Here is a 12,761-nt window from a genome sequence, read left to right as displayed (position 1 = left end):
GGCCGCCGAAGAAGGATCCAGGGTTATGACAACGTTATCATTTGATGGCGGCAGTCTAATGGTAACGTTGTCAAAATAGGATTAGGGCAATCCCCTAGAGCCGCGGCGCCGGCGTTTCAGGCAGCCGCCAGGGCGGTTTCGTCTTTCCAGCGCTGTTTGTCGCGCAAGGGCGGGGAGCCGAACAGGCGGCTGTACTCGCGGCTGAACTGCGACGAGCTTTCGTAGCCCACGGAATGGGCTGCCAGCGCCACGCCCGCATCGTCGGTCAGCATCAGGCGCCGCGCTTCCTGCAGCCGCAGGTGCTTCTGGTATTGAAGCGGGCTCATGGCGGTGGCCTGCTTGAAATGATGGTGCAGCGAAGACACGCTCATGTGCACGTCGCGCGCGATCTCTTCCACGCGCAGGGGCTGGGCATAGTTGTCGCGCAGGATGCGGATGGCCTTGGCTACGCGGTTGAGCTGGCTGTCCTGCAGCACCGACTGGCGTAGCACCGCGCCCTGGCCGTTCATCAGCAGGCGGTACAGCAGCTCGCGCTTGACCAGGGGCGCCAGGATGGGAATGTCGCGCGGCGTGTCCAGCAGGCGCAACAGGCGCAGCACCGCGTCCAGCAGCGTGCCGCCCAGGGGGTTGACGTAAAGGGCGCGCGCGGCTTCGGTGAGCGGCTGCGGCGGCAGGTTCTCGTCGCTGATCAGCGCGGTGATTTCCTCCACGTTCAGCTCCAGCCGCAGGCCCAGGTAGGGCAGGGTCGAGCTGGCGACGGATACCTTGGCCACGACCGGCAGGTCCACTGAGGAAATCAGGTAGTGGAAGGGGTCGTATTCGTAGGCCTCGTCGCCGATCAGCACGCGCTTGGAACCCTGGGCGATCACGCCCAGCGCGGCCTTCTGCAGGCCGGGCTTGGCGCCGGTGGGCTGCGAGATGCGGTGCAGGAACAGGCCCTCGATGGGCGTGTCCAGCGATCCCTCCAGGTCTCCGGTCATGCGTTCCAGCGTGCAGAGCAGCTCACGCCGGGCAGGCTCGTAGGCGGCGTCCAGGGCCGGGGCCGCGCGGTCGGCGACATGTGCTGTGGTCATGGTCATGGGGGCTCCCGTGGCGCGCCGTGCCTGGGGCGGGCGGCGGCGGAAAATTGGAGGATCAGGCGGCTTTCAGTGTATGCCCTGGCTGGCCTTTCGCCTGGCGGTTGCGCTGTTCATGGAGAAATGGGCAGAAAGTCCGGAGGAATGAGCGCGCCCGCTCCGGGCACCGGCCAGAGCCGGAGAATCGGGCAAAAAAAGGGCACGATCGAGCAACGCCCGAGCCCGGCCGCGGACGCATACTGCTTCCATCCCGGCAGGCGGGCCGCGGCCATTCCATCCCGGAGCGCCGGCTCCCGCCTTGCCCTTGAAGGAGCGCAACCATGCGGTACAAGAAATTCGGAAGCACCGGCCTGTTCGTGTCGGAACTCTGCCTGGGCACCATGACCTTCGGCGGCGAAGGCGAATTGTGGAGCAAGATCGGCAGCCTGCAGCAGGAAGAGGCCAACCGGCTGGTGGGCCGCGCGCTGGATGCCGGCGTCAATTTCATCGACACCGCCGACGTCTACTCCGAAGGCCGTTCCGAGGTCATCACCGGCCAGGCGCTGCGCGACCTGAAGGTGGCGCGCGAGGACGTCGTCATCGCGACCAAGGTGTTCGGCCAGACCGGCGCCGGCGTCAATGCGCGCGGCAACTCGCGCTCGCACATCATGGACGGCGTCAAAAAGAGCCTGTCGCGCCTGCAAGTCGACCATATCGATCTCTATCAGATCCACGGCTTCGATCCCGCCACCCCGGTGGAGGAAACGGTCAGGGCGCTGGACAACCTGGTGCAGCACGGCCACGTGCGCTACGTCGGCGTGTCCAACTGGGCCGCCTGGCAGATCATGAAGGCGCTGGGCATCGCCGAGCGCCTGGGCCTGGCGCGCTTCGAGTCGCTGCAGGCCTACTACACGATCGCCGGCCGCGACCTGGAACGCGAGATCGTGCCCATGCTGCAAAGCGAAGGCGTGGGGCTGATGGTGTGGAGCCCGCTGGCCGGCGGCCTGCTCAGCGGCAAGTACAGCCGCGACGGCCAGGCCGAGGCCGGCAGCCGCAGGGCCTTGTTCGACTTTCCTCCGGTGGATCACGAGCGGGCCTACGACAGCATCGACGTGCTCAAGCGCGTCGCCAGCGCGCGCAACGCATCCGTGGCGCAGGTGGCCCTGGCCTGGCTGCTGCATCAGCAAACCGTGACCAGCGTCATCATCGGCGCCAAGCGCGTGGATCAGCTGGACGACAACCTGGCGGCCACGGGCATTCGGCTGACGGCGGAGGAACTGGCCGAGCTGGATCAGGTCAGCGCCCTGCCGCCGGAGTATCCGGGCTGGATGCACGTGCGCCAGGGCGAGTACCGCCGCAAGCAGCTGAGCGAATCGGGCGCGGCTTGAGCGACAGGCGCGGCGCAGCCGTTCATCGCGGGCGGCCTGCGCCACTGCCTGTTGCGCGCCTGGCCGGCCCGTGCGCCCACGGCGGTGGGCGAACTACAATGCCTGGCAACGATTGCACAGGAGGCAGACTAGGCATGGACGCGGAATTCTGGCTGGAGCGCTGGCGCGAAGGGCGCACGCATTTTCATCAATCGCGGATCACGCCGCTGCTGCAGAAGTACTGGCCGACGCTGGGCGTGCCCAAGGACGGCCGGGTACTGGTGCCGCTTTGCGGCAAGTCGCTGGACATGGTGTGGATCGCGGCGCAGGGACACTCGGTGCTGGGCGTCGAGCTGTCGCAGCTCGCGGTCGAACAGTTCTTCGAAGAAAACGAACTCAAGCCGCTCACGCACGTGTCCGTCTATGGCAAGCACTATGTGGCGGGCAGCATCGAGATCATCTGCGGCGACATCTTCAAGCTGGATGCGCAGCTGCTGTCGCATTGCGTCGGCGCCTATGACCGCGCCGCGCTGGTGGCGCTGCCCGACACCATGCGCGCGGACTACGTGCGCCACGTCTACGGCAATCTGTCGCCCGCCTATCAGGGACTGCTGATCACGCTGGACTACCCGCAGGAAGAAATGCCGGGACCGCCGTTCTCCGTCGTGGACGGTGAGGTGCAGCAACTCTTTGCGGGCGTGTCGCCCGCAAAGATCATTGATCGCCGCGACATCCTGGAAAAAGAGCCGAAGTTCCTGGCGGCCGGCGTCAGCCGGCTGGACACGGTGGTTTACCACCTGGGCGCGCAGGAATGAAGCGGGCGCCCGCCTGAACCCGGGCGGGCGCGGCAAGCGATTCCCTCAGCTCATCAGCCAGCCGCCGGCCACGTCCAGCACCTGGCCGGTGACGAAGCGGGCCTGGTCCGACGCGAAGAACAGGCAGGCATCCGCCACTTCCTCTGGCGTGCCCAGGCGGCGCAGCGCGGTCACCTGCGCCACCGCGTCGTTGATCTCCTTGGGCACGGTCTTGAGCAAGGGCGTGCTGATGCGGCCCGGCGCCAGGGCGTTGACCGTGACCTGGTGCTCGCCCAGTTCGGCGGCCCAGTGGCGCGTCAGGCCGATCAGGCCGGCCTTGGTGGCCGCGTAGTGCGCCGCCACGATGTCGCAATAGGCGCGGCCGGCCACCGACGACATGTTGATCACGCGGCCCTGGCGCTCGCGCACCATGTGCGGCGTGGCCAGATGCGTCATGTAGAACACGCTGTTCAGGTTGACGGCGACCACGTTCTCCCATTCCCGGGGCGGCATCTCCCAGACCTTCAGCGCGCGTCCATCGGTCTTCGGCGAGATCCCGACGTTGTTCACCAGGATGGTGGCCGCGCCCAGCTCGCTGTTGATGCGTTCGTAGGCCGCCTGGCATTCCTCGAAGCGCGCCACGTCCGCGTGCACGAAGCAGACCTCGTGGCCGCGCTTGCGCAGCTCCTTCTCGTAGGCCTGGCCGCCCTGTGAATTGAAATCGATCAGCCCCACGCGGCCGCCCTCGGCAAGAAAGCCTTCGACGATGGCCGAGCCTATGCCGCCGACCGCGCCGGTCACGATGGCGACCTGGTCCTTGAAGCGCGCGCTCATGCGGCCACCTTCAGCATGATCTTGCCGATATGCTTGCTGCTTTCCATCAGGGCGTGGGCTTGCGCGGCCTCGGCCAGCGCAAACACCTGGTGGATGCGCGGCAGGCACTGTCCCTGCTCCATCAGCGGCAACACCCTTTCCGCCAGTGCGCGGGCGATCGCGCCCTTGTCCTCGTCGGAACGGGGGCGCAAGGTGGAACCGGTGAACTGCAGGCGCTTGAGCATGATGGGCATGGCGTCGATCTCGGCCTTGCTGCCTTCCAGGAAGGCGATCTGCACCAGCCGGCCGTTGACCGCCAGCAGCCGCAGGTTCTTGTTGATGTAGGCGCCGCCCACCATGTCCAGGATCACGTCCACGCCCGGACCGCCGCTGCCCTGGCGCACCTCGGCCTCGAAGTCGGCCTCACGGTACAGCACGGCGTGATGCGCGCCGGCGGCCAGGCAGGCCTCGGCCTTTTCCTGGTTGCCCACGGTGGTCCAGACCTCGGCGCCGAAGGCGCGGGCCAGCTGGATCGCGGTCAGGCCGATGCCGCTGGATCCGCCGTGCACCAGGAAGCGCTCGCCGGCCGCCAGGCGGGCGCGGTCGAACACATTGGTCCACACCGTGAAGTAGTTTTCGGGGATGGCGGCGGCCGTCAGCAGGTCCAGGCCACGCGGCACCGGCAGGCAATGGCGCTCGTCAGCCAGGCAATACTGGGCATAGCCTCCGCCCGGCGTCAGCGCGCAGACCTGGTCGCCAACCTTCCAGAGGCTGGCCTCGGGGCCGGTGGCGATGACGGTGCCGGATACCTCCAGCCCCAGATGGGGCGAGGCGCCCGGCGGCGGCGGGTAGGAGCCGGAGCGTTGCAACACGTCGGGGCGATTGACCCCGGCGTAGGCGACTTCGATCAGCACCTGCCGACCGGCGGGCGCTTCCATGTCGCGTTCGGCCAGGCGCATGCAATCGGGCGCGCCGCCCTGGCCGTGGTCGATGTATGTGCAGCGTAAAGACATAAAAGAGAATCCTTGGTATCAGTGGCCCAGATAGGCCTTCTTCACATGCGGGTCGCTCAGCAGTTCCGCGCCGGTGCCGGTGCGCACGATGGCGCCGTTCTCCAGCACGTAGCCGCGGTCCGCCAGCCGCAGCGTGCGGAACACATTCTGCTCCACCAGCAGCACGGTCACGCCGTGGGCGGTGACGCCGCGGATGATGTCGAACATCTGCTGCACCAGCAGCGGCGACAGGCCCAGCGAGGGCTCGTCGAACACCAGCAGCTTGGGATCGGCCATCATGCCGCGCGCGATCGCCACCATCTGCTGTTCGCCGCCGGAGAGCGAGCCGGCGTACTGGTTCAGCCTTTCTTTCACCCGCGGAAAAATGCCCAGCACTTCGTCCAGCTTGCGCTGCACGATGGGGCGGGCGGCGCGCTTGTATGAACCCATCAGCAGGTTGTCGCGCACCGTGAAGTGCGGGAACAGCTGGCGGCCTTCGGGGATCATGGTGATGCCGGCGTCCACGATGTCGTAGGGCTTGCGGTTGGTCAGGTCCACGCCTTCGAATTCGACCTTGCCTTCCATCGCGCCGATGACGCCGCAAAGCGTCTTCAAGGTGGTGGTCTTGCCCGCGCCGTTGGCGCCGATCAGCGTGACGATCTCGCCGGCTTGGACCTCGAAGTTCAGGCCGTTCAGGACCTGGCTCTTGCCGTAGCCCGAGGACAGATTCGAAACCTTAAGCATCCTGGTACTCCTTGCCCAAATAGGCTTCGATGACGGCCGGGTTCTCGACCACGTCCTTGGGCGCGCCGCTGACCAGCACCGCGCCTTCGTTCAGCACGATGATGCGGTCGGACAGCGCCATGGTGGCCTGCATCATGTGTTCGATCAGCAGCACCGAAACGCCCGAATCGCGGATGCGCCGGATCATCTGGATCGACTTCTCGATGTCGGTCGGATTCAGGCCCGCCATCACCTCGTCCAGCAGCAGGATGCGCGGCTTGATCGCCAACGCGCGGGCGACCTCCAGGCGCTTCATGCCGCCCACGGTCAGGTTGCGCGCCTCGATGTCCAGGGACTTCACCAGGTCGGTCTGCTCGGCCACCTTCATGGCGATCTGCTCGGCCTCGTCGCGGTTCGAGGTCCGGATGAAGGCGCCCAGCATGATGTTCTCGAGTACGGTCAGGCCGGTGAAGGGCTTGGCGATCTGGAAGGTGCGGCCCAGTCCCTGGTGCGCGAACTCGTCGGGCGTCTTGCAGGTGACCCACTTGCCGTGCGCGTCCAGCATGCTGATGCCGCCTTTGTCTGGCGACAGGAAGCCCGACAGCAGGTTGAACACCGTGGTCTTGCCCGCGCCGTTCGGGCCTATCATGCCCAGGATCTCGTTCTGGTTCAGCGTCAGCGACACGTCGTTGGTGGCGCGCAGGCCGCCGAAACTCTTGAACAGTTTTTCGGCCTTCAGCACCGGTTGATCGGTGCGTTCGGCGCTGCGCAGGCGCAGTTCATCGGCCAGCTTGAGCTTGGCGCGCGGCGTGCCCAGATAGGGCAGGCGCGACAGCCAGCGCTCGATGATCGGACCGAAGGCGCCGGCCAGGCCGCGCGGAATGGTCAGCACCACCGCCACCAGGATCAGACCGTAGATCAGCCCGTGCATGCCGTTGCCCACGCTGCTGAGCCAGCCGCGCGCCAGTTCGGCGATGGGCAGCACCAGGAAGGTGCCGGCGATTGGGCCGGCCACCGTGCCCAGGCCACCGATCAGGGCGAACATGGCCACCTGGATCGACAGTTCCAGCGAAAACGCCGAGCTGGGATCGACGAAGGTCAGGTAGGTGATGTGGAAGGTGCCGATGATGCTGGTCAGCATGGCGGACACGACCGCGGCGATGATCTTCATGCGCACGGTATGGATGCCCACCGCCAGCGCCGCGTCCTCGCGTTCGCGGATCGCGATCAGGTAGTGGCCGATGCGCGATTTGCGGATGTACCAGGATGCCCAGGTCACCAGCAGGAACAGGCCGAAGGCGATGATCACGTAATTGACCTTCTCGCGGAACACGATCCAGGTCCAGCCTATGTTCAACGGCAGGCTGATGCCGCTGGAGCCGCCCGTCCAGCTTTCTTCGTGGATGACCAGGAGGCGCACCACTTCCAGGATCGCGATGGTGGCCAGCGCGAAGAACGGGCCCCGCAGCCGCAGGGTGGGGTAGCTGATCAGGATGGCCACCGCGCCCGAGATGACCGCGCCCGCCAGCATGCCGAACCACGGTGAAATGCCGAAGTTCTGCGTCAGCAGCGTGGCGGTATAGCCGCCGATGCCGTAGAACACGGCGTGGCCCAGGGACAGTTGGCCGGCGTAGCCGCCGACGATGTTCCAGGCCACCGACAGGGCCGAGAACACGAACAGCAGCACGAACAGATTGGTCCAGAAAGGCGTGCCCATGATCACGGGCACCAGGAACATCGCGATCAGCAGGATCAGGCTGACGTAGGTCTTGGGGTGTCGAATATCGGGAAACACATCTCGCTCCTTGTTGCTCTGATCACTCTGTGCCGACGCCGAACAGGCCATTCGGACGCAGCACCAGGATCAAGAGGAAGATCCCGAAATACACGACCTCTTTCAGGTCGGGGGCGATGTAGAAGCCGGCCAGCGTGTCGACGATGCCGATGATCATGGAGCCGGCCACGGCGCCGTACAGGCTGCCCAGACCGCCCAGCACCACGATCACGAACGCCGTCAGCACGAAGTACGTGCCCACCGTGGGAAACACCGGATACTGCGGCGCCAGCAGGCCGGCGGCGATGCCGACGAAGGCCGTGCCCAGGCCGAAGGCGATGGCGTAGACGTTGTTGACGTTCACGCCCATCAGGGTGGCGGCGTAGCGGTGTTGCGCCACCGCCCGCAGCGCGCGGCCCAGATAGGTGCGGTGCATGAACAGGTGCAGCAGCACCGCCAGGCTCAGGCCGATCACGAAGGTAATCAGCTGTCCGGTCACCATCGAATAGGGGCCGATGTCGATGGCGTTGGTGCCCAGCTCCACCGGCGCGCGGTAGACGTTGGCGCCGAAGATCACCAGGGCCAGGTTCAGGAGAATGGTGGATACGCCCACCGTGGCGAAGATCTGGATGTGCTGGTCGGCGTTGAGCAGCGGCTGGATGATGCCCTTCTGCGTCAGCGCGCCCAGCGCGAACAGGATGACTGCCACCGGCACCAGGCCGGCATAGGGATGCACGCCGAATTGCGCCGCGATCAGATAGACCATGTACATGCCTATCATCAGAAATTCGCCATGCGCGAAGTTCACCACGCGCACCACGCCGAAGATCAGCGTCAGCCCCAGGCTGATGATGGTATACGCGCCGCCCAGCAACAGGCCGTTGATGACCAGTTGAATGAATAGTTCCATGTTGCAACCTCTTAGAGCGGGTAGCGGCCTTGGTTCGGCCGAGCTGTCGGCCGAACCAGGGCGCGCGGACCCCGGGATACGTCAGGCGCCCCCGAGCGCCTGAGCACTGGCGTGGCGCTTATTTCTTGAAGACCGGCTTGCCGAGTGCGAGGTTGCTGGGCGCGATGGTGACGAGCTTGCCGTCCTGCCACTGCATCACGTAGAACGTGGATGCATTGTTCTGGCCGTCTTCGCCGAAGTCGAAGGCCCAGCCGTTGGCGGTCTGGCCGGCCGGCTTCTTGTAGGCCAGGACCGCGGCGCGGATCTTGTCCTTATCCGTGGACTTGGCGTTGCCAATGGCTTCGAAGAAAGCCTTGGCGCCGACATAGTTGGTCAGGCTGTGGCCGGATTGCGGATCGCTCTTGTAGGTGGCCTTGTAGGCTTCCAGGAACTTGTCCAGGCCGGGCGCGCCCGCCGGATTGATGGACGACTGCGGGAAGTCCAGGTCGAACACGCCGTTCATGTCGGCGCCCACGGCCTTGGCCGTGTCGGCCAGCGAATAGCCGCCGCCCGCGCCGATCACGACCTTGGGCTTGAAGCCCGCGGCGCGCGCCTGGCTGAAGAACAGGATGGCGTCGTTCTGGTAGGCCGTTTGCAGCACCACGTCGACCTTGGCGCCCTTCAGGCGCAGGATGAGCGAGGACAGGTCGACGGTCTTGGCAGAGTACGGTAGCACTTCCGCCACGGTGTAGCCCAGCTCCTGCGCGCGCTTTTTCTCGGTGGCGGCCACGTCGGTGCCGTAGGGGCCGTCCTCGTGGATGATGCCGATCTTGATGTCCTTGGGATTCAGCCCCATGCCCGGCGCGATGGAGTCGTGCAGCGCATTGACCACCGACACGCCGTACAGCGCGGTGTTGGGGTTGCTGCGGAACAGGTACTTGTAGCCGCGCGTGGTGATCTTGTGCGCGGTGGCGCCCAGCTCGAAGTAAGGCACGCCGGCCAGTTCCGTCACGGGCGAAGCCGCGTAGGAAATGCCGGAAGCGTAGCTGCCGAACACGCCGACCACGTTGGAGGAAATCAGGCGCTTGGTTTCCGACACGGCCTGGGTCGGGTCGACGGCGTCGGCCTTGATGATTTCGATCTTTTCGCCGTTGACCCCGCCGGCGGCGTTGATCTCATTGACGGCCAGTTCCAGGCCGCGATAGCTCTCTTGTCCCAGGAGCGCGAGCGCGCCGCTGAACGGGAAGAGGGCGCCTACCTTCATGTCGGCCGCTGCGGTGCCGCTTGCCAGCGCGCCGCACACGCCCAGCGCCAAAGCAATTTTGTTGAACTTGAACACTGTCTACGCTCCTTTGTCGGTATGGGATGCGGACTTTCTTGTTTGGTCCGTTTTTTTGAATATATGATATATCGGCCGGGCGGGTAGCAAACCCCGCCTTGGATTCTAGTGGGGGCCGTAACCCGCCGAATCGGGGAATTCCCTAAAGCCGCATGAATAAAGACTTAGCGGGCTGATCCAGCGCAAATACGGGTTTTCATCCTCCTTTGGGATGACTCTTTTTGGCTGAGGCACCGGTTGCCAAAAACATCAGGCCACAGTTGTTTTTTTCATATATCGTATATCATCAATTGCCTGCTTTTTATAAGAATCTAGGAGACAGAGGCATGTTCGAGGAAGTGGATTTCGCCGGGAAAAGGGTGCTGATCACCGCCGGCGCGGACGGGCTGGGCCTGGAAATGGCGAAGGTGTTCCGCCATGCCGGCGCCTCCGTATTCGTATGCGACGTGAACCAGGAGCGCCTGGCCGCGCTGCCGGCCGAATTGCCTGGGGTGCATGCGGCCCTGGCCGACGTTTCGGACGAAGACAGCGTCAGCGCGCTGTTCGATCAGGTCCGCGCCCAGTTGGGCGGCCTGGACATCCTGGTCAACAACGCGGGCGTGGCCGGTCCCACCGGCTATGTCGAAACCCTGTCCAAGGCCGACTGGGACCGCACGCTGGCCGTGAACATCACCGGACAGTTCCTGTGCGCGCGCCAGGCCATCCCCTTGCTCAAGGAATCCAAGGCCGGCGTCATGATCAACCTGTCGTCCGCGGCCGGGCATCTGGGTTTTGCCGGACGTTCGGTCTATTCGGCGTCGAAGTGGGCGGTGATAGGCTTCACCAAGTCCCTGGCCATCGAGCTGGGGCCGCATGGCATCCGCGTCAATGCGATCCTGCCGGGCGCGGTCGAAGGGCCGCGCATCCGCGCCGTCATCGCGGCCAAGGCGGATACGCTGGGCCGGCCGGTGGAGGAGATCGCCGCGCAGTACGAGAACCAGGCGGCGCTGGGCCGCATGGTCACCGCTCGCGATATCGCCAACATGGTGCTGTTCAATGCCAGCGAGGCGGCCCGCAGCGTCTCGGGGCAGGCCATCGTGGTGGACGGCTTCACGCAGAAGCTCTACTGATGGGCGCCGCGTCCAATGCGCAGCGCGCCGCCATCGTCGGCACCGGATTGATAGGCCAGGGCTGGGCCATCGTGTTTGCCCGCATGGGTTGGGAAGTGCGCCTGTATGACGTCAACGCCGCCATGCTGGCCGAGGCGCGAGGCCTGATCCTGCAGCAGCTGCGGGAACTTGAAACCCAGGGTTTGCTCAAGGACGCCGAGGCCATCGGTGGCCGCGTCCATGTGGCAAACAGCCTGGCGGATGCCTTGAAGGGCGCCCGCTACATCCAGGAAAACTCGCCGGAAAACGTCGAGATCAAGCGGGCGTTGTTCACGCAACTGGACGCCGCGGCCGAACCCGACGCCATCATCGGCAGTTCCACGTCCAGCATCCCCGCCAGCGAATTCACCGGACACCTGCCCGGACGGCATCGCTGCCTGGTGGCGCATCCCGTGAATCCGCCCTACCTGATCCCGGTGGTGGAACTGTGTCCCGCACCCTGGACCAGCCCCGAGGCCGTGGCTGCTGCCCGCGCCATCATGACGGGCATCGGCCAGAAGCCCGTGCTGGTGCGGCGCGAAATCGAAGGCTTCATTCTCAACCGCCTGCAGGGCGCGCTGCTGCACGAGGCGTTCCGCCTGGCCAGCGCGGGCATCGCCAGCGCCGAGGATATCGACACCACGGTGAAGGACGGCCTGGGCTTGCGCTGGTCGTTCATGGGGCCGTTCGAAACCATAGACCTCAACGCGCCCGGCGGCATTGCCGACTATTGCGCACGCTACGGCGGGCTGTACCAGTCCATCGGCGCGACCCAGGGCGAACCCGTCGCCTGGGACGGCGCGCTGGTCGATGCCTTGTCGGACGAGCGCCGCGGTTTGCTGCCGCGGGAAGATCTTGCCAAGCGCCGCTTCTGGCGCGACGAAAAACTGATGCGCCTCATGCGCCACAAACAGGACAACGGAGACAACAATGGCTAAGCCCAAGCAGAAAGTCATCATCACTTGCGCCGTGACGGGCGCCATCCACACCCCCAGCATGTCGCCGCACCTGCCGGTCACGGCCGACGAGATCGCGGAAGCGGCCATCGGCGCGGCCAAGGCTGGCGCGGCGGTGCTGCACCTGCATGCGCGCGATCCGCAGACCGGCAAGCCCTCGCAGGATCCGGCCTTGTTCAAGCCCTTCCTGGAGCGGATCAAACGCGAAACGGACGCCATCATCAACATCACCACCGGCGGCAGCCCGCATATGACGGTGGAAGAGCGCATGCGTCCGGCCACCACCTTCAAGCCGGAGCTGGCGTCCCTGAACATGGGGTCCATGAACTTCGGCCTGTACCCCATGCTGGGCCGCTTCAAGGAGTTCAAGCACGACTGGGAGCGCGAACATCTGGAGAACAGCCGCTCGCTGGTGTTCCGCAATACCTACCAGGACATCGAATCCATCCTGGCGCTGGGCAACGCCAACGGCACCCGCTTCGAGTTCGAGTGCTACGACATCAGCCATCTGTACAACCTGGCGCATTTCGTCGACCGCGGCCTGGTCAAGTCGCCGCCCTTCATCCAGTCGGTGTTCGGCATCCTGGGCGGCATCGGCCCGCACCCCGAAGACCTGATGCACATGAAGCGCACGGCCGACCGGCTGTTCGGCAACGACTATGAATGGTCGATCCTGGGCGCCGGCCGCGGCCAGATACCGCTGGCGACCATAGGCGCGGCCATGGGGTCGAACGTGCGGGTGGGGCTGGAGGATTCGTTGTGGATCGGGCCGGGCGAGATGGCGCAGTCCAATCAGGTCCAGGTGGAGCGCATCCGCACCATCCTGGAAGCATTGAACCTGGAAATCGCCACGCCCGAAGAAGCGCGCGCCAAGCTGGATCTGAAGGGCAAGGACAACGTCGCGTTCTGATGCGGTGGGGCGCCGGCGGGGC

12 protein-coding genes are annotated in these 12,761 nt (G+C 65.5%); 5 read left to right on the top strand and 7 right to left on the bottom strand.

The features are described from left to right. Positions 1–116: 116 nt before the first annotated feature. Entirely contained in the window at positions 117–1,079 is a 963-nt protein-coding gene (locus tag BRO63_RS23220) for an AraC family transcriptional regulator (protein WP_088142071.1), read from the bottom strand. Between the two features lie 317 nt (positions 1,080–1,396). Here BRO63_RS23220 and BRO63_RS23215 point away from each other — a divergent pair, with 317 nt between their 5' ends. Both BRO63_RS23215 and BRO63_RS23210 read left to right on the top strand, forming a co-directional pair. Continuing rightward, positions 1,397–2,443, top strand: coding sequence for an aldo/keto reductase (locus BRO63_RS23215; RefSeq protein ID WP_088142070.1), 1,047 nt, complete (start codon positions 1,397–1,399; stop codon positions 2,441–2,443). Between the two features lie 134 nt (positions 2,444–2,577). Beyond that, positions 2,578–3,237 (top strand): thiopurine S-methyltransferase, encoded by a 660-nt coding sequence (locus BRO63_RS23210; protein ID WP_088142069.1) that lies wholly within the window; start codon positions 2,578–2,580, stop codon positions 3,235–3,237. Between the two features lie 45 nt (positions 3,238–3,282). Here the strand turns inward: BRO63_RS23210 and BRO63_RS23205 are convergent, their stop codons facing one another. The 6 genes from BRO63_RS23205 to BRO63_RS23180 form a co-directional block, all read right to left on the bottom strand. Beyond that, positions 3,283–4,050 (bottom strand): SDR family oxidoreductase, encoded by a 768-nt coding sequence (locus tag BRO63_RS23205; RefSeq protein WP_088142068.1) that lies wholly within the window; start codon positions 4,048–4,050, stop codon positions 3,283–3,285. After that, entirely contained in the window at positions 4,047–5,042 is a 996-nt protein-coding gene (locus tag BRO63_RS23200; protein WP_088142067.1) for an NAD(P)H-quinone oxidoreductase, read from the bottom strand. Before BRO63_RS23200 ends, BRO63_RS23205 begins: the two co-directional genes overlap by 4 nt. 18 nt (positions 5,043–5,060) lie before the next feature. Beyond that, positions 5,061–5,765: an ABC transporter ATP-binding protein gene (locus tag BRO63_RS23195; protein ID WP_013395480.1), complete on the bottom strand. Its 705-nt coding sequence runs from the start codon at positions 5,763–5,765 to the stop codon at positions 5,061–5,063. After that, entirely contained in the window at positions 5,758–7,539 is a 1,782-nt protein-coding gene (locus BRO63_RS23190) for a branched-chain amino acid ABC transporter ATP-binding protein/permease (RefSeq protein WP_088142066.1), read from the bottom strand. Before BRO63_RS23190 ends, BRO63_RS23195 begins: the two co-directional genes overlap by 8 nt. Before the next feature lie 22 nt (positions 7,540–7,561). Beyond that, positions 7,562–8,428 (bottom strand): branched-chain amino acid ABC transporter permease, encoded by an 867-nt coding sequence (locus BRO63_RS23185; RefSeq protein ID WP_013395478.1) that lies wholly within the window; start codon positions 8,426–8,428, stop codon positions 7,562–7,564. Positions 8,429–8,546: 118 nt separating this feature from the next. Beyond that, positions 8,547–9,746, bottom strand: coding sequence for an ABC transporter substrate-binding protein (locus BRO63_RS23180; RefSeq protein ID WP_088142065.1), 1,200 nt, complete (start codon positions 9,744–9,746; stop codon positions 8,547–8,549). Between the two features lie 326 nt (positions 9,747–10,072). On the opposite strand from BRO63_RS23180, the gene BRO63_RS23175 reads away from it, so the two are divergent. From BRO63_RS23175 to BRO63_RS23165, 3 genes are read left to right on the top strand one after another with little or no spacing between them, the layout of a single operon-like run. After that, positions 10,073–10,855 carry an SDR family oxidoreductase gene (locus BRO63_RS23175; protein ID WP_088142064.1) on the top strand — a complete coding sequence of 261 codons (783 nt, stop codon included), beginning with the start codon at positions 10,073–10,075 and terminating at the stop codon, positions 10,853–10,855. Next, positions 10,855–11,811, top strand: coding sequence for a 3-hydroxyacyl-CoA dehydrogenase (locus BRO63_RS23170; protein ID WP_088142063.1), 957 nt, complete (start codon positions 10,855–10,857; stop codon positions 11,809–11,811). The genes BRO63_RS23175 and BRO63_RS23170 overlap by 1 nt, the downstream gene beginning before the upstream one ends. Next, positions 11,804–12,739 carry a 3-keto-5-aminohexanoate cleavage protein gene (locus BRO63_RS23165; RefSeq protein ID WP_013395474.1) on the top strand — a complete coding sequence of 312 codons (936 nt, stop codon included), beginning with the start codon at positions 11,804–11,806 and terminating at the stop codon, positions 12,737–12,739. Before BRO63_RS23170 ends, BRO63_RS23165 begins: the two co-directional genes overlap by 8 nt. The last annotated feature ends 22 nt before the right edge of the window (positions 12,740–12,761 follow it).

The organism is Achromobacter xylosoxidans (assembly GCF_002192695.1).
Classification (GTDB): Bacteria; Pseudomonadota; Gammaproteobacteria; order Burkholderiales; family Burkholderiaceae_B; genus Achromobacter; species Achromobacter xylosoxidans_C.
This window is presented reverse-complemented; position numbering and strand designations above follow the sequence as displayed.

Bases quoted from the DNA above. Each gene is read 5' to 3' on its own strand.
- BRO63_RS23185 (WP_013395478.1), bottom strand. From the start codon at position 8,428: ATGGAACTATTCATTCAACTGGTCATCAACGGCCTGTTGCTGGGCGGC.
- BRO63_RS23220 (WP_088142071.1), bottom strand. From the start codon at position 1,079: ATGACCATGACCACAGCACATGTCGCCGACCGCGCGGCCCCGGCCCTG.
- BRO63_RS23170 (WP_088142063.1), top strand. From the start codon at position 10,855: ATGGGCGCCGCGTCCAATGCGCAGCGCGCCGCCATCGTCGGCACCGGA.
- BRO63_RS23210 (WP_088142069.1), top strand. From the start codon at position 2,578: ATGGACGCGGAATTCTGGCTGGAGCGCTGGCGCGAAGGGCGCACGCAT.
- BRO63_RS23195 (WP_013395480.1), bottom strand. From the start codon at position 5,765: ATGCTTAAGGTTTCGAATCTGTCCTCGGGCTACGGCAAGAGCCAGGTC.
- BRO63_RS23215 (WP_088142070.1), top strand. From the start codon at position 1,397: ATGCGGTACAAGAAATTCGGAAGCACCGGCCTGTTCGTGTCGGAACTC.
- BRO63_RS23205 (WP_088142068.1), bottom strand. From the start codon at position 4,050: ATGAGCGCGCGCTTCAAGGACCAGGTCGCCATCGTGACCGGCGCGGTC.
- BRO63_RS23165 (WP_013395474.1), top strand. From the start codon at position 11,804: ATGGCTAAGCCCAAGCAGAAAGTCATCATCACTTGCGCCGTGACGGGC.
- BRO63_RS23200 (WP_088142067.1), bottom strand. From the start codon at position 5,042: ATGTCTTTACGCTGCACATACATCGACCACGGCCAGGGCGGCGCGCCC.
- BRO63_RS23175 (WP_088142064.1), top strand. From the start codon at position 10,073: ATGTTCGAGGAAGTGGATTTCGCCGGGAAAAGGGTGCTGATCACCGCC.